The organism is Candidatus Zixiibacteriota bacterium (assembly GCA_020853795.1).
Taxonomy (GTDB): domain Bacteria; phylum Zixibacteria; class MSB-5A5; order CAIYYT01; family CAIYYT01; genus JADJGC01.
Map to the genome: position 1 here is coordinate 1 of JADYYF010000004.1, position 19,029 is coordinate 19,029.

Consider the following 19,029-nt stretch of genomic DNA (forward strand, 5'->3'; position numbering starts at 1 on the left):
AAGTTCCCGTCGGTCAAAGCCTGGCTGCGCACGATTTGACAGATCGCTGTGATCGGCGCCGTCACGTCGTCTTCGTCGACGCGCAGAAACTGCGGATGGTGCTTCTTCCAGCGCGGCAGAGCAATCGTCATCTTGACCAATTCGTCGCGATGATAGTCGCGCCGGGCCTGGAACAATACTCCGCCCGCGCCGATATTCTGTGCCTGCCCCGAGGTTTCGGCGTCGGCTTTGGCGGAGAAAAGGATTTTCTGCGTCGAGAGGTTGCACGAGGATGGGATGCGCAGAAACTTGCGGCGATTCTTTTGCGTGAATTGTGTGGCGGTCGTCATATCCTTCCCCTGTATAGCCGGTCGGGCTGGTGCCGCTCCGGCTGCGCTTGAATTCCGTAACAGTTTGATTATCGGCGGTTTAGCGCGAACTTACAGTTCCCGAAATCAAGAATCTTCTTGATTAACATCGAGGGCTTTAGTAGCGTATAAAGCTGAGATGAGCACCGAGCGGCTGGCCAAGCCCAAATGGCTGATGATGAACGCTAACTTCGGCGCAGGCTACCGCCGCGTCCGCAGTCTGCTTCACGAACATGGGCTCCATTCGGTCTGCCAAGAGGCGTCCTGCCCCAATATGAGTGAATGCTTCGAGTCGGGGACGGCCACGTTTCTTATCCTTGGCCATGTCTGCACTCGCGGCTGTGGTTTCTGCGACATTCTCAAGGGCAAACCGAAAATGCACGATCTGGGCGAGCCGCAGCGGCTGGCGTCCGCTGTCGCCAAGCTTGGCCTGAAACACGTTGTCATTACGTCGGTTACCCGTGATGATCTTGCCGATGGCGGCGCCTCGATCTTTGCCGCCACCGTGCGCAAATTGCGCGAGTACGATCCAAAGATTCAGATCGAGCTGCTGGTCCCGGACTTTCAGGGTTCCAAGGAATCGGTCGATCTGATCCTCGAAGCAGCACCGGAAGTCTTCAATCATAACATCGAGACCGTGCCGCGGCTGTATAACAAAGTGCGGCCGAAAATGGGTTACCGCCGCAGTCTGTCGATCCTGCGTTATGCCAAGGGCTCCGGCAAGGTCAAGCTGGTCAAATCCGGCATTTTCGTCGGAGTCGGCGAGCACGAGGATGAAATCAAACAGACGATGCAGGACATCGCTAATGCCGGCGTTGACATCCTGACCATCGGCCAATACTTATCGCCGTCGGAGCTGCATTTGCCGGTCTTGAAGTACTATCCGCCGGAGGATTTCGCGAAATTCCGCGAATGGGGGCTGACGATGGGGTACAAACACGTGGAATCGGGGCCGCTGGTGCGCAGCTCCTACAAGGCGTCGCACCAGAGCGCCAACCTGATCGAAGTCTAATTTGCAGCCCGGTGAGGACCAAGAAGCAATATAATGAACAGGTTCATAAATTGACTAATACAGCCCGCATTGCCCTGAATTGCCCGTCGGAGAATCGCAGTGATTAGAGTCTTTTTCGCGAAGGAACTTGGTTTCTGCTGGGGCGTCGAACGCGCCATCAATCTGGCCGCGGAAGCCAAAAACAAGAACTCCGGCGACGTGACGATTCTCAAGGAGATTGTACATAATCGTCAAGTGGTCGACTTCTTCCGCGCCCGCGGAGTCGGCCAGGAGAATACCCTCGACAAGATCGACTCCGGCACGCTGGTGATATCAGCGCACGGCCTCAGCCCCAAGCTTAAAGAGCAAGCCAAGGATAAGGGGCTCAGCATCGTCGACACGACCTGTCCCCTGGTTGAGAACGTCCACAACTTCACGCGCGAACTGCTCGCCGACGGATATCAGGTCATTCTCTATGGCGAACCGGGGCATGACGAAGTGCACGGCGTGATGGGTATCGATGAAGACCGGATCCACCTCTTGGCGGAATACGAGGACATCGACCGATTGCCCCGCTTTGAGGGTAAGGTGGCGTTGATTACGCAGACCACCCGCGGTGTCCGGGCCTTTGACAAGGTCTGTGCTAAGATGAAGGAAATCTATCCGGAGATTAGAATCGTCAACACGATTTGCGATGCCACCGACAAGCGCCAACACGCAATTCACGAACTGGCGCCGACGGTCGATGTTGTGATCGTGATCGGCTCGCAGAGCTCCGGCAATTCGCAGCGCCTGCGCGACATCGCCGAGGAAATTTGCGGCCGCGCCTACTTGGTTGATCATCCGACCCAGATCGATTGGGGCTGGTTTGAAGGGGTCGAGAAAGTCGGAGTCACGGCGGGTGCCTCCACGCCGGCGTTTGCGGTTGAGGGGATGCTCAAGGCGATTCATGCCGGTGTTGGTATTGATGTCGAACATTCCGATCCCAAGCTGCTGGAGTACAAATCTTTTGCCCAATACAAAGATGTTCAACAAACCGCGTAGAAAGTCCCGCCAGATCAAGGTCGGTGGCGTGTTGATTGGTGGCGACGCGCCGGTCTCAGTGCAGTCGATGACGACGACACAAACCCGCAGTGTCGACGCCACCGTCGCGCAGATCAAACAGCTTGAAGCCGTTGGCTGTGATATTGTCCGCGTCGCCGTGCTTAATAAGGAGGACGCCCAGTCACTCGGCGAGATCAAGCGGCAGATTAGTATCCCGCTGGTTGCCGATATCCATTTCCACTACCGCCTGGCGCTGATCGCGGCGGAGCAGGGCGTCGACAAGATCCGCACCAACCCGGGCAACATCGGCGATGATACCAAGATGGAAACCGTTGTTGCGGCCTGCAAAGAACGCGGCCTGCCGATCCGCATCGGTGTCAATACCGGTTCGCTCGAATGGGACTTGGTCAAATCGATGGGTCGCTACAATCCCGACGCGCTCGTCGAGTCGGCTCTGCGCAAGGTGCGCTTGCTTGAGGAGATGGATTTTCAGGATATTTGTATTTCGATGAAATCCTCCGAAGTTCCCGGCATGGTCGAGGGCTACCGCAAAATCGCACAACTGGTCGACTACCCGTTGCACCTCGGCGTTACCGAAGCCGGTCCGCTGATGGGCGGCACGATTAAGTCTTCGGTCGCTTTCGGATTGCTCTTGCATGAAGGCATCGGCGATACGATTCGCGTTTCGCTGTCGGCCGATCCCGTCGAGGAAATCAAAGTCGGCAAGAAGATTCTCCAATCACTCGGCTTGTTCTCAAATGCGCCCGACCTCGTCAGCTGTCCTACTTGCGGTCGTCTCCAGACCGACTTGTTCGGCCTGATCGGTCGCGTTGAGAAGGTGCTTGAAGGGATCAAGAAGCCGATCAAGGTTGCTGTGATGGGCTGCAATGTCAATGGTCCGGGTGAGGTCGGCGATGCCGATCTCGGCGTCGTCGGATCGGCGGATTATCTGGCGCTGGTTCGCAAAGGCGAGGTGATCGGCAAGTTTCCGCCGGAGCAACTGGAGGTTGAACTTCTTAAAGAACTTCAGGCCTTCCGCGACGAAGATATGAAGGCCAATGCTGCCTCGCCGGTCATGATTCCGACCGAATAGCGACAAATTCTCTTCGCGCACCACGAATCCACACTAAGCCCCGCCTGTCGCGCTTCCGACATCTATTATAGGTCTGTCGACGGTATAACCTTTGTAGATGTTGATGTCGATTCTGAGTCCGCAATGAAATCGTTCTATCTGACTGCCGCCGTTATCGCGACCCTTTGCCTTGCCTATCTCGCTACCGGCGAGAACCACTTTGTCTTGCTCCTGGCGGCGTTGGGATTCTTCTACGTACTTGCGATAATCGCCGCTTTCAGTCCGCCGGTGCGAAGACTCTATTCGCCCACTGGACCGCGTACCGATACCCGCTACATGACTCGCCTGGAATTGTTGCGCAGTTCCGTCACATTCGCCGGGTTGGGGCTCGGCTCGATGGTGATCATGATCCTCGCTGCCTCGATACTGCCCAAACTCGGCGATAGAGTTGCCGGCAGCCCGGTCACTCTGGGGATCTTCTTTGTAGCCTTCGTGCTCACAGCAATTTGGTTCGTTGGCGGAGTGTACCTGTTGATCCGCGGCCTTCTGCGCCGGCGCGATTACGATCCCCGTGCTGTCTATGAGCGCGATCAGGCCAAGCTTGCTCGGCGCGAAAGTGAAGACGAGCACGAGTAAGTAACCGCCCTCTCATCAGCTGACCGCAGTTGGCGGATGTTACTGCTGGTGCGCAACAATCTGCTTGCGCCTCGCTGTGCTCGGAAGCTTCATTTCCGCCACATGACACTCTATCGCGTCATCGCCGCACACACTCCGCCCGAATATCCGCCGGTCTTCTGGCGCTCCGGACACGCCGTGTCGGTGGGCCGGCGCGATGACGAATGGACCGAATTCTTGTGGTGCACGGACGGTTCCGGGCAATCAGCGTGGGTGCCGAAGTCATTCCTATGCCGTGACGGCGCAACGGCTGCTTTGGGTCATGATTACGATAGCCGCGAATTGCGGGTAGAGGTTGGTGAGCAATTGGAGGCCTTGGATACTGTCGGCGGCTGGGTCTGGTGTCGCAACCAGCTAGGCGAATTTGGTTGGGTGCCGTTGCGTTGTTTACATTATATTAGAGTGAACGATTAAACGATCAATGGTGTTACACTTCACGCCCAACCAGCATGTCGCCGTCGGTGCGATCCTGATATCCACGACCAAGCCGGAGCAATTGGCTGGGTTCTACGCCGCCGGCCTGGAGACCGAGGCTCCGCGCCCGGTTGGTGCCGATCATGTCGGTCTGATGGTCAGCGAAACCTTCCTCGGCTTTGAGCGTGTCCCCGTGCAGCCTCGCAATATCGAAGCGGCCGTCACCGCTTGGTTTCGCGTTGTTGATGTCCGTCTAACATACGAGAGATTTCTGTCCCTCGGCGCGGCCATCAAATCACCGCCCACCTTACAGCCGTGGGGCGAGACTCTCGCCGAAGTTGTCGATCCCGAAGGCAATGTTATCGGTCTGATGGGCGCGGCGCTGATGTCACAACGGTAATCGACCGCGCGAACGGCAACAAGCGATTGACAACGATCGTGGAAAAGCGCACTATGCGCGCCACGAGTCGTCCGAGATGAATCGCTTGTCACTGTTGCACCCTGCGCTCTACGTTCTGCTTTGCCTGATCTGGGGCACGACCTGGATGGCGATTAAGGTCGGCTTGCGTGATGCTCCGCCCTTCTGGAGCGCGGCGTTGCGCTTCATTATCGCTGTGACCATTCTCATGGTTATCAACGCCATCCGGCGCAGTGAATATCCGCGCGGCTGGCGCAATAAGCTCCGTGTCGCCTGGCCTGGGCTCTTCACCTACTTTGGCTCTTACACCTTGACCTACGTTGGCAGCGTCTACATCACCTCGGCGCTTGCTTCGATCCTCTTCGCTGTCATGCCATTCTTTGTGATGCTCTTGATGGTGTTTATGATCAAGGACGAACGCGTAAGCTGGCGGTCACTGCTCGGCGTCGGCATCGGTTTCGCCGGCGTCGTCTTGATCTTCGCCGAACCGGTGAGTTACAGCGAAAACGCTCTGGTGGGAATGGTGCTGCTGCTGCTGTCGCCGTTGGCCGCCGCCGTCGGCACCGTTTCGATTCGTGCTTACCTCAAAGACGAACCGGTACTGCCGATGGTCACCATCCAGATGGCATTGGGCGCGATCCTGTTGACAGCGACGGCCTTCATCGTCGAGGATTTTGCACTATTCCATTTCACCGCCGATTCGGTCGGTGCCCTGCTGTTCCTGGCGATCTTCGGATCGGTCATAGCCTTCAGCGTCTACTACTGGCTCTTGCAGCGAATCAAGCTGATGACGATGTCGTTGATCGCGCTGATTACACCGGCCGTCGCCATGGTCGCAGGCTACATCTTCCTCAATGAGATCCTGACCCCGACCGACTATTTCGGCGCGGTGCTGATACTTGGCGGCGTCGCGGTCGTAAATCTGCAGGGGAAGAAATAAAGGATGCCGGCTCAGTTGTGCAGGAACTGCTGCAGCGGCAGGTGCGATGCTTCGGTGATGTCGATGCGCGTCCGTTGACCGCAATAGCGGCACACCAGCGCGTTCTTCTTGATCACTTCGGCGCAGGACGGACAGTTCTTTTCGTCGGCCCGCAGCGCCGGGAGATGCGCTTTGCGAAAGCGCTTAAGCACAGTCTCGACGCGGTGGGCATCGGCGCGCGGCGTTACGCTGATGAATTCGAAGATGGCGTTCTGGCGCGTGCCGGCATCGTCCCAGTCGATGACCAGGCAGTAACCGCGCACTGGCCGCGGCCGCGCAGTATTGATGCCGAGCGCCTCGAAACTCACATGCTTGGTTGCTGACAGACGCTCCAAGAGCTTCGGTTTTTCTTCGCAGAAGACGTTCAGCACCGCCGCACGCGGAATCCGCCCCAGCTCCTGGTCGTGCTTGCTGATAAGGATATAGGCGACCTCGTCTACGAGGCATTCGACGAAGTCGATCGGCCCACCGAGCCCGGGCATGCCCGCCAGATAACGCCCGAGCGGCACTCGGGCCGGCTTGGCCAGGTTCACCGGCCGATTGCGAAAGGCCAAAATGATCGCCGTCGCGACGGCTGCGCCGAGTGCCAATCCCACGAAGAATGAGTGCAAGTCCATTGCGATTGCCTCCTTTGCTATTGTCGTCGATTGCGCGGAAACCTTGATGGGTCGGTCGAAGTTACCTATTCGTAGAACATGCCGCCGAGACCGGAGCCTGCTTGCCGCTTCTGCCGGTAACGCTCCTGGGCTTCGCGGATCACCCGGAGCGCCGTGTCGCGGTCTTCCCAGCCTTCGACACCGACCTTCTTTTCTTCGAGGTCCTTGTATACCGAAAAGAAATGCTCGATCTCCTTGAGCAAGTGCGGCGGGACATCTTTGAGGGATTCGATATGATTCCAGAGCGGATCGGCGATCGGTACACAGAGAATTTTCTCATCGATACCCTTCTCGTCGAACATCTTGAAACAACCGACGGGACGCGCAGCGATGACACAGCCGGGAAAGGTCGGTTCCCATACCAGCACCAGCGCGTCAAGCGGATCCTGATCTTCGGCCAGCGTCTCCGGCACGAAGCCGTAGTCGGATGGGTAATGCACCGCCGAAAACAGCATGCGGTCGAAGCGGATCACCTTGCGTTCCTTGTCGTACTCGTATTTGTTGCGGCTCCCCTTGGGAATCTCAATCATCACTTCGATAATCATGGCTGCTCCCCGCTACCTCTCGGCGCCGGCTTTGGTTCCGACGGCGCCCGACCGCGACTTGAATCGCTGCAGAGCGGCGATTAATCGATCAATCTCGTCAATGGTATTGTAGAAGTTCACCGCCACCCGGACACCACCCTCGCGGTACACCAGCAGGAATCCCTCTTCTAATAGATATTTCTGCAATTGCTGTCCCTGCGGCGAACTGATGCTGACAATCTGCGAGCGGTGTTGCGGTGTGAGCGGGCTGTTGATGCGGTAGTAGTCATCGTTGCGAACAAACTCGAGCAGCCGGTCGACCAGCGCCAGGTTGTGCGCGAAGATATTGGCGACCCCAAGACTGAGAATATATTTCAGCGCCGCGCTCATCCCCCAGACCTGCAGGTACGGATAGGTACCGAGATTGAACCGGCGTGCATCTTCGAAGGGCTCGCGATCGAAGTGCCGCAAGTCGGTGTATTTCAGTTTCCAGTCCACTCCCATCCACCCCGTGGTCTGCGACCGCAGCGGGCGTTTGGCGTGCTTCGAGACGTAGAAGAACCCTGCGCCCAACGGTGACAGCAGCCACTTCTGCGCGCCCGTCGCCAGCAGGTCGATCCGGCAATCTTTGACATCGAGTGGACACGCACCAAGTCCCTGGATCGCGTCGACCAAAAAGAATATGCCGCGCTCACGGCAGAACTCGCCGAGCGCTTTCAAATCATTGCGAAAACCGTTGTAGTATTGCACGAAGCTGATTGCCAGCAGTTTGGTGCGCGGGCTCGCCAGACGAGTGATCTCAGCGAATGGTGGAAACCCGTCCGGCGTCGGAATGTACTTGATTACAGCGCCGCGCTGCTGCAGTGCCTGGAAGGGATACGGTAGCGACGGAAATTCGTTGTCCGGAATCAGAATCTCGTCTCCTGCCTGCCAGTTGAGCCCGAGTGCTGCCAGATTGATGCCCCACGATGTGTTCATCGCGAACTCGATCTCCGACGGATCGGCGTTGATCAACCGTGCTGCGTTTACGCGGATCGTATCGAGGTGTTCCTTGGCCTCGTGATCACCGATATTCAGCGACATCAGGCCGCTGAAGTGCTCATCGATGCTTTCCTTCACGCACTTCAGTAGCGGCGCGTGAGCGGCATTGTTGAAGAAGACCTTCTGATCCAGACCGTAGAAATCGTTGCGGACCCCGGGGTCAATCATTACCCGCACCTCCTAATAGGCGTAAAGATACGTAATCGTGCCCATCGTTACAAGGATTGTCAGGAGGCTCCAGAGTATCTCGAAAGAGGTTAGCGCAGTCGAGAGACGGTACATATTGTAGGAACGCACTGCGATCGGTAACTGCCCAACACCGAAGACGAACAGCCCGATGAAGAAACCGGAACGGTAGCTCGTAAACGGCAGGATTGGATAGAGAGCCGAATACACCACCGCCGGCAACATCACGCAAAAGACGAAGTTGATCAGGAATGAAGACAGGAACTGCACTTCGGCTACGTCATTCATCTGGTAGCGCTTGAGCAGTGCGCGGAGGATCATGCGCCGAACGAATTCCAGCACAAACAGCAGCGCACCCGCACTCACGATAGCGATTGTCAGTCTTTCCAGGTTCATGATCTACCGGCGTCTACACCCACTTGTGCTCCCGATACCAATCATACGTCTCGCCCAGCGATTCTTCCAGCGATTGCAGCGGCACAAATCCCAGGCGCTGTCGCGCTCTCTCCGATGACGTTGTCCATTTCGGGCAGCTCAGTTCCCTCACCTTGTCGGCGCTTAGCAGCGGCGAGTTACCGAGTTTGCGGTCCAGCTTCTCCATCCGCGGCGCGAGCTTGCGCAGTAACCAGAGCGGAATGCGCAGCGGCTGGATGTCGGTTTTCATAACCTGCGCCATCAGTCGCTGTGCCTGCCACTGCGAGAGTTCATCTTGTGTGTTGATATGGAAGATCTCGCCGACTCCCTCCGGCAGCATGCCTGCGCGCAAGATTCCGTCCACTAAGTCAGCCACGTAGACGATGCTGACGAAGCTCTCTTTGCCGCCGAACTTGAGCATCAGCCCGCAGCGCACGAATTTGAAGAAGGTCAAGACTTCGGTATCGCGCGGACCGAACACCGCCGGCGGCCGCACGATCGTTACCGGCAGTTGGTTCTTCACCGCCAACACGGCCTCTTCTGCCGCGCGTTTGCTGCGGCCGTAGTCCGATACTGGCGCGGCGGGGTCGTCTTCGCGTCTGAGAGCATTGCCAGTGCTCGGCCCGCCGGCCGCTTGCGATGAGACCAAGACGAAACGCTTGAGATTCGGGTTGTGCTTCAACGCCAACTCAAGCAGACTCTGCGTCCCGCCGGCGTTGATGAGCATAAACTCGTCCAGCGATTGGGCTTTCACCAGCCCGGCCGAGTGAAATATGTAATCCACCTTGCCGACGGCTTCCGCCAGCACCGCCGGATTGCGCAGATCGGAAATCACAGGCGTAAAACGCAGGTGAGCGATGTGATCGAGTTTGGAAGTTTGCCGCAGAAGCAGATACAGCTCGCAGCCTAGTTCGGCAAGCCGTTCGGCCAAATGGCTGCCGACAAATCCGGTAGCGCCGGTGACCAGGATGCGCGGCGGCGTCGCGAACGACGGGCTAAATTGGCTTGACTTTAATATGGCCATTCTTTACAATTCGCAGCCTGTGTTACCCGGCATGGCGCCAATCTATCAGGCAGAGGGTTGAAAGCAAACCATATAGTATGGATATCTTTGAAAAGTGCCATAAATTCACCCGCTCAGTCGAGGTGAAGGAAATGGGGGTCTACCCTTACTTCCGTCCGATCTCGACCGCTTCGGATACCGAAGTGGTGATTGGCGGGCAGAAGATGCTGATGATCGGGTCGAACAACTACCTCGGCCTGACCACGCATCCGAAGGTGATCGAGGCCGCGATTGCCGCAACCAAAAAGTACGGCTCCGGCTGCACCGGCTCGCGCTTTCTGAATGGCACCCTCGACCTTCACGTCCAGTTGGAAAATGCCCTCGCCGAATTCATGGGCAAGCCCTCCTGTCTGGTCTATTCGACCGGCTTCCAAACCAACCTCGGCACCATCTCGTGCCTAGTTGGCAAGGGTGACTATCTGCTCATGGATCGCTCCAACCACGCCTGCATCGTTGACGGCGCGCGGCTGTCGTTCGGCAAGATTCTCAAATACGATCACAATGACATGGATGATCTTCAGCGCGTGCTCGAAAGTCTGCCGCTGGATGCGCCCAAGGCAATCGTCTCCGATGGTGTTTTTTCCATGGAAGGCGACATTGTGCATCTGCCGCGCATGGTCGAGCTGGCCAAACAATACAACGCCCGTCTGCTGATCGACGACGCCCATTCTATCGGCGTTCTTGGTCCGACCGGCGCCGGCACCGCCGAGCATTTCGGCTTGGGCGATGACGTGGATATCACGATGGGCACGTTCTCCAAGTCGTTCGCCTCGATCGGTGGCTTCGTCGTCGGTGACGCGCCGGTGATGGAATTCGTCAAGCATTTCTCGCGCACGATGATCTTCTCCGCCTCGATCCCGCCGTCATCGGCGGCGGTCGTAATGGCGGCACTGCAGGTGATGAAGGAAGAGCCGGATCGCAAGGACCGTCTCTGGCAGATCACGCGCAGGGTGCACAAGGGCTTGACCGAACTCGGCTTTAACATCGGCACGACCCAGACGCCGATCGTGCCAGTGCATATTGGCGAGATGATTGAGTGTTTCACCTTCTGGAAGATGCTGACGGAGGCGGGGATATTCGCCAATGCCATTATCCCGCCCGCAGTTGCGCCGGGGCAATCGTTGATTCGCACCAGCTATACCGCCAATCATACCGACGCGCAGATCGACCGCGTGCTGGACACTTTCGAGAGAATCGGCAAAAAGACGGGCATGATATCGGCCATGGTGTAACACGCCTGGACAGGGTTCACGCTTGGGCAAGAGCGAAGATCTCGAAGTCAGGGAGGTGACCTCCTCCTCCCAACTCAAAACTTTCATCAAGTTCCCATGGAAGGTCTATGCGGACAATCCCAACTGGGTGCCGCCGCTGATTATTGATCGCAAGGACTTCTTCAACAAACGCAAGAACCCCTTTTACCGGTTTGCTGACGTCAGGCTGTTACTGGCTTATCGCGATGGCGAGGCCGTCGGCCGCATTGCCACCTGCATCAATCGCTCACACAACGAATTTCATCAAGAAAAAGTCGGCTTCTTCGGCTTCTTCGAGTGCATCCAGGATTACGATGTTGCCCATCGTCTGCTCAAAGTCGCGATGATCTACCTCAAGAAGGCTGGGATGGAAGTCATGCGCGGACCCTGCAACTTTTCCACCAACCACGAAGTCGGACTGCTGATCGACGCCTTCGATAAACCGCCAATGGTCATGATGCCCTACAATCCGCCTTACTACGCCGAGTTTTTCGAACGCTTCGGACTCAAGAAGGCGAAAGACCTGTTTGCGTTTCTAATTACGCAGGACGACGTGCCGAGCGAACGGATTCAGAAAGTTGTTGAGCGGTTGCGCCAACGTTCCGGCGCCAAATTCCGCACGCTCAAGATGAGCGACTTCGACAATGAGGTGCAGCGCGTCATCAAGATTTACAACGAAGCCTGGGAAAACAACTGGGGTTTTGTGCCGCTGTCAGAGGATGAGTTCGTCCATATCGCCAAGGATATGAAGATGATCCTCAACCCCGAGATGGTGCTGTTCGCCGAGATCGACGGCGAGATGGCGGGCTTTGCACTGGCACTGCCGGACGTCAATCAGGTGTTCAAGAAACTCAACGGGCGGCTCCTGCCATTTGGAATCTTCCGGCTGCTGTGGGATTTAAAGATTCGCAAGAAGGGCAAGATCAATCAGGCGCGTATCCTGACTCTGGGCATCGTCAAGAAGTTCCAGAAGCGGGGACTCGACAATGTCTTCTACTACGACCTTTTCTACAACGGCATCAAGAACGGCTATTTCGCCGGCGAGATGTCGTGGATTCTTGAAGACAACCGCATGATGGTTGCCGCCGCGGAATTACTCGGCGGCAAGCCGTATAAGACCTACCGCATCTACCAGACTCCGCTGATGACCAATCTGAACTCGCGGGACTGATCTTCTCCAACTCCAACATCCAGTAAGATGCAAGGGCGACCCTCGCGGTCGCAATGCTGATACGTATCTCGTCTACTCCGGGCGGGAGCAAGCCCCGCCCCAACGGCATTGACAACTGACGCGAGGCACGATTATCTTAGTTGTGATAGGAACTTCAACTGCACCAAGGAGCGCCGCATGTCCGCATCATCGAGCTTGAGAACTCTGGCAGCGATAGCCGTTGCCGCTTTGTTACTGCCGTCAATGATCTTCGCGCAAGCGACGGGTCTGTCGACCGACTTGATCAAGAAGCTACAGGCCGACTACGATCAGAATCGCAGGAATCCGGCGGTTTATAATGCCCTTTCCGCGAACGACATCAACGCGCTCGCTATCGACCGCGACAAGCTGATCCAGCACAACGCGTTTTTTAGCAAGACCATCGAAACCGGCGAGATGACCAATCAGGAGGCCTCCGGGCGCTGTTGGATGTTCGCCGGCTCGAATCTGCTGCGGCCGCAGATTATGAAAAAATACAAGCTGGGCACCTTCAAGCTCTCGACGAATTATCTGTTCTTCTGGGACAAGCTGGAAAAGTCGAACACCTTCCTCGAAATGATGATCGAACTGGCCGGCCGGCCAATCGACGACCGTGAAGTCGTCATGCTGATGGAAGATCCTTGCGGCGACGGCGGCTGGTGGTCGTACGTCGTCGATTTGGTCACGAAATACGGCGTGGTGCCGGATCAGGCGATGCCGGAGACGTACGCGACCGCACATACCGGCAACCTGAACACGATTCTCAACCGCAAACTGCGCGGTGCTTCGATGCAACTGCGGGAAATGATCGTCACCGCCAGGCCGCAAGCGGAAATCACTGCCGCAAAGGAGACGATGCTGCAGGAGGTCTACACGATCCTCGCCCTCAACTTCGGTGTGCCGCCACAGAAGTTCGTCTGGCGCTACGAGAGCAAGGACTCGGTGCAGGTGCCGCCGCAGGAATTCACGCCGCAGTCGTTCTACGAGGAGGTCATCGACACCAAACTGGAAGACATGGTGGCGATTTTCGATCATCCTGGTGTCGAGTACTTCAAGTACTACGAGCTCGATCGCTCGCGTAATTTCGCCGATCGCACTGACCTGCGCTTCATCAATCTGCCGATCGACAGCCTCAAGCGCTACGCGTTGGCGACGATCTTGGGCGATCAGCCGGTCTACTTCTCCTGCGATATCGGCCAGGACAACTACAACGCCAAGGGCGTGCTGGCGCGCGCGATTTTCGATTTCCAGTCGCTCTACGGGTTTGATGTGCGCTTGAGCAAGCGTGAGCGGGTGTTGACACGGGACAGCTATCCCAATCACTCGATGGTGCTGACCGGCGTCGATACCAGTAACGGTACGGCGAGCAAATGGAAGGTCGAAAACAGCTGGGGTGACAAGGGGGGCGACAAGGGCTGGTGGGCAATGGACGACGACTGGTTCGACGAATACGTCTACAGCATTATCGTCGACAAGAAGCTGCTGACCAAGGATGTCGCGGCATTGCTGAAGACGACGCCGACCAAGCTGCCCTCGTGGGATCCGATGTGGGCGCCGATTCGGAAATTGAAGTAATCGTCAGCGCCGGAGGATTCTGTCCGGCAAATTCACAGAATGCGCCGCACAATCGCGCGGCTGGCGGAGGGCCTCTTCACAACGGTATAGTCGGCCTGCTCGAAGGCGCTCAAGAGTCCGGTGAAAGCGAACACGTCGGGCATTTCACCCTTGCGCGGAATCACCGGGTAGCCCTCGACGATGCTCGCGCCGTGCTTTTTGGCGAACTTGGCGGCTGCATCCAGCAGCGCGGTGGCCACGCCCCGCCGGCGATAGTCCTTATCGACAAAGAGGCAGACGATCGACCAGACGGGCTGATCATCGATCGGCTTAAGTGTTCGCGATCGTTCTAGGCCGGGGAATTCGGTTCGTGGTCCGACTGAACACCAGCCGATGGCACGCTTGCCATCAAACGCAAGAATTCCGGGCGCAACACCGGAATCGACGATTTTCTTCAACGCCCTGCGATTTCCCGCTCCCTTGCCGGTGCGCCACTCGGAGCGTTTGACACGCCACCACATGCACCAGCAGCCGGCGCAGGCACCGCGCTCACCGAAGAGTTCGAGCAGTTGTGGCCAACTCGATTTCGAAGCGGGGCTAAACTTGAGTTTCGTCATTGCCACGTCCTCGTCAGAGTCATTCTGGATTCCGGCTTTCGCCGGGATGACGATGTGAAGATTGCCGCACGCAGTTCCCCCGCGCAATCACTTTAGCGACTTCATCAATTCTTGAACGGCTCGTACCAATTGCGGGTCGCGGCCGGCGATGAGATCGTCGGGGAGGTTTTCGACGAAGACGTCGGGCTGCCGCGGAGAGCGGTCCGTGTCCTCCATCTCAACGGTGTAAGCGCCCATCGACGGACGGCGAATCTGCGTGCCGTCAATCAGATTGTACTGAGAGGTCCCGATTACACCGGAGGCCGTCGGGGTACCGATGATCGGTCCGAGCTTCAAGCGACGAAAACCTTCGGCGAAAATCTCGGAGTTGGAGCCGCTGTAGTTGTCGATCAGGAGCGCCATTGGCCGTTCGACGGCTTTGAAGCGCAGCTTGTTCTCTGACGTGGTCGCAAAGTCGCGGAAGCGACGCAGGATAAATGGCGTGCGATCGAGCATACCGAGCAGATGGACGGAAATCCAGCCGCCGCCGTTGTCGCGCACGTCGATCAAGAGTGCTTCCTTTGATTCGGCAATCGACACGAGTTGCTCTTTGAACAAATCGAGCGCAGGCTGGTTCATAGCACGAATGTGCAGATACGCGATGCGGTTGTTCGACAGCGAGTCGACCAGACGGCGGCGCGTTTCAACCCAATCTGCGTAACGCAGGTTATCCAGTTCGGAGGAAGAGACCGGCTTGACTTCGACGATGCGCGGCTGCGCTGCCGGCGCTTCGGCGATCGAGAGCTTGACACGTTTGCCGACGGTGCCGTTCAGACAGCGCTCGATACTGCTGGCTCGCGTGAGCGCCCAATCGTCGCAGGCAAGCAGGTATTGACCTGCTCTCAGTCCCGCGTTGGCAGCAGGCGAACGCGGGTAGAAATACTTTATGCGCAACCGCCCCTCGCGGTCAAGTATGCCGGGATCGAATTCAACGCCGAGTTCGCCGGAGCGGATGTTCTCGGCCGGCTTGGGCTCCTTGAGGATTAGGTCCAGGTGTGATCCGCGCAGCTCGCCCATCATTTCCAGCATCAGGTTGCGGAATTCCTCATCGGTGCGCACAGATGCAAGGGGTAATTCATATTTGCGGCGCACCGCGGTCCAGTCGATGCCGCGCAAAGTCTGATCGTAGAAATAGTTTTTCAGGAGTCGCCACCCTTCGAGAAACTTCTGGCGGTAAGTGGCGAGCTTGTCGAGCTCGAGAGTAGCTTTTACCGGCAGCGATTCGGACTTGCCGTCGCCAGCGGTCAGCGACTTGATCTTGCCGTCTTCGAGGAAGTACAGCTTCTTGCCGTCGGCGGAGATCGTCAACTGCGACTTGTTCTTGCCGGAAGTGGTCAGTTGCTTGAGTTCGGGATCGTCCGTGGCGTTGACCGACCAGATTTCCGGCTTGCCGAGAAGCGAGGCAACGAAATAGAACTTCTTACCATCCGAGTCGAGCACGGGCCAGGTGCTGGCTCCGGAGAGACTAAACGCCTTGCGCCGCCGCGACTCGATGCGGTCAGGATCGATACGAGTAATCTTGACCGAGTCTTTAACTGACTTCGCCGTGTCCTTCGCGGGCTTGGCGAAGAAAAGGCTGTCGAAGGCCGTTTCGGCAAATTCGACGGGCAGCGGTGACAGGTCGATGCGGTAGGTCTGCTCTCCCTGATCGAGGCTCGCCGTGTAGTAGACCGATTTGCCGTCGGCGGAAAAGAGCGGTCGGACGTTGACCCCGGCAGAGCGCGAGAGATTGACCTGCCTGCCGTCGAGATCGACCGCCCAAATATCGGACTCATAGGTGGGGCCGTTCATCGAATAGGTCAGCCAGCGCGAGTCGGGCGACCAGGCGTACTCCAAGGTCGGTTCGAGACCGAAATCATAGAACGCGCCCTTAACCCAGACGGCTTCGTGGTTAGTGGCCAGATCCAGGCGTATGATCTTGTCGAGACCGCGATAAAAGGCTAGGTATTTGCCGTCCGGCGACGACAGGGGCTTCAATTCAGCCTCGCCCGAATTCGTAAGCCGTTTCTCGACTCCGGTGACGGCATCAGCGGCATATATTCCATACTCGCCGTCGCGATCGGAGCAATAGTAGAGCGTACGCGAGTCTTGACCCCAGGCAACGTGTTGTTCGCGCGCTGACGTCCGCGAGATCGGGCGGGCCTGATCAGGATCATCGCTTGGCATGACGAAAACTTCGCCGTGGACGATGAAGGCGAGCTTCTTACCGTCCGGTGCGAGCGCCAACCACTCGACCTCACCCTCAAAAGTCTTCTTCTCCACCAAGTTGACATTCTCGTCAGCAGCGATAGTGATCGGGATTTGTCTGGTCTCTCGCGTCAGCGGATCCAGGGCCCACAGTCGGAAGTCTTGCTCGAAGACGAGCAGCGAGCCATCGGGAGTAGAATTGAGCCACTGCACGCCATCATCGGTGAAATCGGTGAGGCGCTCCGGATCGCCGCCGATCAGCGGCAGACGATAGATCTGCGCCCAAGAGTCATCGTAGTTGGCGACGTAGTAGATCACCGCGCGGGCGGCATCGAGCACCGGCCAAATCTCGTGCGTCGGATGGGTAGTCAGGCGAAAGGTTGAGAACTGAGCATTGGTGCGATCCTGCACATAGATGTCGGAGTTGCCGGTAGTCTTGAGATCGCGGCGCCACCAGCGGGCCCAGCCGGAACCGGAAGTGAAAACAAGATAATGTCCGTCGGGAGAAATGTGGCCATCATATTCGCGCTCCGTGTATCCGCCGGTGAGTATGACCGGTTCACCGCCGCCGCTGCCGAGCTTGAAGACATCGCCCTTGCCGTCGCGATCGGAGAAAAACAGGATACTGTCACCATTCGCAAACCATCCGGTAGCGATATCGTCACCGGTATGAAATGTCAACTGCCGCGGCTGGCCGCCGGTTACCGGGACTACGAATACATCATAATTGTCGAAACGCTGCGACGAGAAGAGCAACCAGCGGCCGTCGGGCGAAAAGAAAGGACGAATATCCTCTGCTTCATGGACGGTAATGCGGCGGGCGTCACCACCGGCGACCGGGGCCGTCCAGATGTCGCCCTGATATGTGAAGGCCACCGTCTGACCGTCGGGCGAAAGCGCCGGATAACGGCAATAGAGCGATTCGGCGTGTGCCGTCGTGATTGCGGTCAAGACAGCGATCAACGAAGCTAAGCAGATTCCAGCAGAGACTCTCATGTAATCACGATTCCCACAGTGAGACATTTACCGGCAATGACTTCGAATTGAGAATAATGCTCGAGACACATTCGCACAAGTGGAACCGTCGACGATGCAGCACTGCATACAACCTCGGCACGGGCAAACAAAAAAAACCCGATCCGGTTTCGGATCGGGTTATGATTTTCTCAGCCGTGTGGGGCGTCTATTTCATGAACGCTTTGACGGTGATCAAGAATGAGTTCGATTCGATTTCGGCGATGCGAATGTCGTTCTCGATCTCGTTGACCGTATCGCGGCGGATGGCCAGCGCCAGTTCGAAGTTCTCAGTAGGTTCGTAAGCAACGCCGGCGGTCAGATAGCGTAGATCGCCTTGATCGGCCAGCAGGCCTTGGGCATTCTTGTTCTTGTCAACCCACTCATACTTGCCGAATACGGAGACGCGCGACAGCCACTTTTCGGAAGTGGCGACGTACATACGGCCGAAGAGCGTGTAGCCCTGGGCTTCATCGACGAATTCGTCCTCAGTCCCGTTATTCCAGTTGGCGTCGTCTTTGGCAACGAAGTACTCACCGAAGGCGGTGACCCACTTGCGATACTTGAACACGCCGGCAACCTGCATACGAGTCTTGAGGGTGTTGTCGGAGAAGCTGCGGCCGCCGGAGCCATCAGCCACATTGGGCTTGCCGGAGTAGTACTGACCCATGAACGCGACTTCGCTCCAATCGGGGCTCTTCGGGAACGGGATCAGTTTGGCAAACATGGCGAAGTCTTTATACTTGTTCTCTTCCGACTCGGTGTAACCGGCGCCGTTCATCACCTGTAGCGCCAACACGCCCCAGGACCCGGGGCAGGTGCCGATGATCGAGAAGCCGAGGTCGGCACGCGGCAGATAGCCAAGCTTGTGCAGGGACACTTCGTCAACATAGCGCAGTCCCCACAGCTTCTCAACCTGGTCGATCCAGATCACGTCGTGCATACCAAAGCGCAGATCGAAGTACTTGAACACGGCGTTGGCCTGGACATAAGCGCTCCGGATGTGCGCATCGTAATTGGTGGAGAATTCCTGGCCGCCGCGCGCAGTGGCTTCGAGAACAAAATTGGCTTGATACTTCTCGCTGAACTGATGATCGACGATCAGCCAGCCACGGTGGACGTTGAAGTAGTTAAAATTCTTACCCTGTCCGTGATCATTCAGATGAAGGAGCCAATGGGCATGAACCTCCCCGCCAAACGTCGTCTCCCCCGCCAGAACCTGAGCACTACCGATGCCAAGAAAGATGGCTAACGCAAGCAGTCCCACGCAGATTCTTTTCATAGCTTCTCCTTGATTTGTCAAAAACAATCCCATTATCCACAGCTACCGTCCGCTGACGGCGGACACGCGGACG

General features: G+C 57.2%; 19 protein-coding genes. 10 read left to right on the forward strand and 9 right to left on the reverse strand.

Annotation, left to right across the window (positions count from 1 at the left end; genetic code table 11):
- A partial coding sequence (locus tag IT585_00270; protein MCC6961665.1) for a hypothetical protein occupies positions 1-329 on the reverse strand: 329 nt, incomplete at its 3' end.
- 157 nt (positions 330-486) lie between these two features.
- Here IT585_00270 and lipA point away from each other — a divergent pair.
- The 7 genes from lipA (at position 487) to IT585_00305 (ending at position 5,901) form a co-directional block, all read left to right on the forward strand.
- The gene (lipA, locus tag IT585_00275) at positions 487-1,359 is read left to right on the forward strand and encodes a lipoyl synthase (protein ID MCC6961666.1); all 873 of its coding nucleotides are present in this window, start codon (positions 487-489) and stop codon (positions 1,357-1,359) included.
- Between the two features lie 99 nt (positions 1,360-1,458).
- Positions 1,459-2,382 carry a 4-hydroxy-3-methylbut-2-enyl diphosphate reductase gene (ispH, locus tag IT585_00280; protein ID MCC6961667.1) on the forward strand — a complete coding sequence of 308 codons (924 nt, stop codon included), beginning with the start codon at positions 1,459-1,461 and terminating at the stop codon, positions 2,380-2,382.
- The gene (ispG, locus tag IT585_00285) at positions 2,363-3,475 is read left to right on the forward strand and encodes a flavodoxin-dependent (E)-4-hydroxy-3-methylbut-2-enyl-diphosphate synthase (GenBank protein ID MCC6961668.1); all 1,113 of its coding nucleotides are present in this window, start codon (positions 2,363-2,365) and stop codon (positions 3,473-3,475) included. Before ispH ends, ispG begins: the two co-directional genes overlap by 20 nt.
- Positions 3,476-3,598: 123 nt before the next feature.
- Positions 3,599-4,090, forward strand: coding sequence for a hypothetical protein (locus tag IT585_00290; protein MCC6961669.1), 492 nt, complete (start codon positions 3,599-3,601; stop codon positions 4,088-4,090).
- Between the two features lie 36 nt (positions 4,091-4,126).
- Positions 4,127-4,543: an SH3 domain-containing protein gene (locus IT585_00295; GenBank protein ID MCC6961670.1), complete on the forward strand. Its 417-nt coding sequence runs from the start codon at positions 4,127-4,129 to the stop codon at positions 4,541-4,543.
- A 7-nt stretch (positions 4,544-4,550) separates the two neighbouring features.
- Positions 4,551-4,943, forward strand: a complete 393-nt coding sequence (locus tag IT585_00300; protein ID MCC6961671.1) for a hypothetical protein — start codon at positions 4,551-4,553, stop codon at positions 4,941-4,943.
- Between the two features lie 76 nt (positions 4,944-5,019).
- The gene (locus IT585_00305) at positions 5,020-5,901 is read left to right on the forward strand and encodes a DMT family transporter (protein ID MCC6961672.1); all 882 of its coding nucleotides are present in this window, start codon (positions 5,020-5,022) and stop codon (positions 5,899-5,901) included.
- A gap of 11 nt (positions 5,902-5,912) precedes the next feature.
- On the opposite strand, the gene IT585_00310 is transcribed toward IT585_00305, so the two are convergent.
- From IT585_00310 to IT585_00330, 5 genes are all read right to left on the reverse strand, one after another.
- On the reverse strand, positions 5,913-6,557 hold the full coding sequence (locus IT585_00310) for a hypothetical protein (protein ID MCC6961673.1): 645 nt from the start codon (positions 6,555-6,557) through the stop codon (positions 5,913-5,915).
- 65 nt (positions 6,558-6,622) lie between these two features.
- Positions 6,623-7,141, reverse strand: a complete 519-nt coding sequence (locus IT585_00315) for an inorganic diphosphatase (protein MCC6961674.1) — start codon at positions 7,139-7,141, stop codon at positions 6,623-6,625.
- 12 nt (positions 7,142-7,153) lie between these two features.
- Positions 7,154-8,329, reverse strand: a complete 1,176-nt coding sequence (locus IT585_00320; GenBank protein MCC6961675.1) for an aminotransferase class V-fold PLP-dependent enzyme — start codon at positions 8,327-8,329, stop codon at positions 7,154-7,156.
- 12 nt (positions 8,330-8,341) lie between these two features.
- Positions 8,342-8,743: a hypothetical protein gene (locus tag IT585_00325; protein ID MCC6961676.1), complete on the reverse strand. Its 402-nt coding sequence runs from the start codon at positions 8,741-8,743 to the stop codon at positions 8,342-8,344.
- Between the two features lie 13 nt (positions 8,744-8,756).
- Positions 8,757-9,785 (reverse strand): NAD-dependent epimerase/dehydratase family protein, encoded by a 1,029-nt coding sequence (locus tag IT585_00330; protein ID MCC6961677.1) that lies wholly within the window; start codon positions 9,783-9,785, stop codon positions 8,757-8,759.
- Between the two features lie 77 nt (positions 9,786-9,862).
- Between IT585_00330 and IT585_00335 the strand changes: the two genes are divergently transcribed.
- The 3 genes from IT585_00335 to IT585_00345 all read left to right on the forward strand — a co-directional run bounded on the left by IT585_00335 (position 9,863) and on the right by IT585_00345 (position 13,838).
- Entirely contained in the window at positions 9,863-11,056 is a 1,194-nt protein-coding gene (locus IT585_00335) for an aminotransferase class I/II-fold pyridoxal phosphate-dependent enzyme (protein ID MCC6961678.1), read from the forward strand.
- A gap of 22 nt (positions 11,057-11,078) precedes the next feature.
- Positions 11,079-12,245, forward strand: coding sequence for an N-acetyltransferase (locus IT585_00340; GenBank protein ID MCC6961679.1), 1,167 nt, complete (start codon positions 11,079-11,081; stop codon positions 12,243-12,245).
- Positions 12,246-12,422: 177 nt separating this feature from the next.
- The gene (locus IT585_00345) at positions 12,423-13,838 is read left to right on the forward strand and encodes a C1 family peptidase (protein MCC6961680.1); all 1,416 of its coding nucleotides are present in this window, start codon (positions 12,423-12,425) and stop codon (positions 13,836-13,838) included.
- A gap of 32 nt (positions 13,839-13,870) precedes the next feature.
- On the opposite strand, the gene IT585_00350 is transcribed toward IT585_00345, so the two are convergent.
- The 3 genes from IT585_00350 to IT585_00360 all read right to left on the reverse strand — a co-directional run bounded on the left by IT585_00350 (position 13,871) and on the right by IT585_00360 (position 18,956).
- On the reverse strand, positions 13,871-14,434 hold the full coding sequence (locus IT585_00350) for a GNAT family N-acetyltransferase (GenBank protein MCC6961681.1): 564 nt from the start codon (positions 14,432-14,434) through the stop codon (positions 13,871-13,873).
- 87 nt (positions 14,435-14,521) lie between these two features.
- Positions 14,522-17,656, reverse strand: a complete 3,135-nt coding sequence (locus IT585_00355) for a PD40 domain-containing protein (protein MCC6961682.1) — start codon at positions 17,654-17,656, stop codon at positions 14,522-14,524.
- Between the two features lie 187 nt (positions 17,657-17,843).
- Positions 17,844-18,956 (reverse strand): hypothetical protein, encoded by a 1,113-nt coding sequence (locus tag IT585_00360; GenBank protein ID MCC6961683.1) that lies wholly within the window; start codon positions 18,954-18,956, stop codon positions 17,844-17,846.
- Positions 18,957-19,029: the final 73 nt, after the last annotated feature.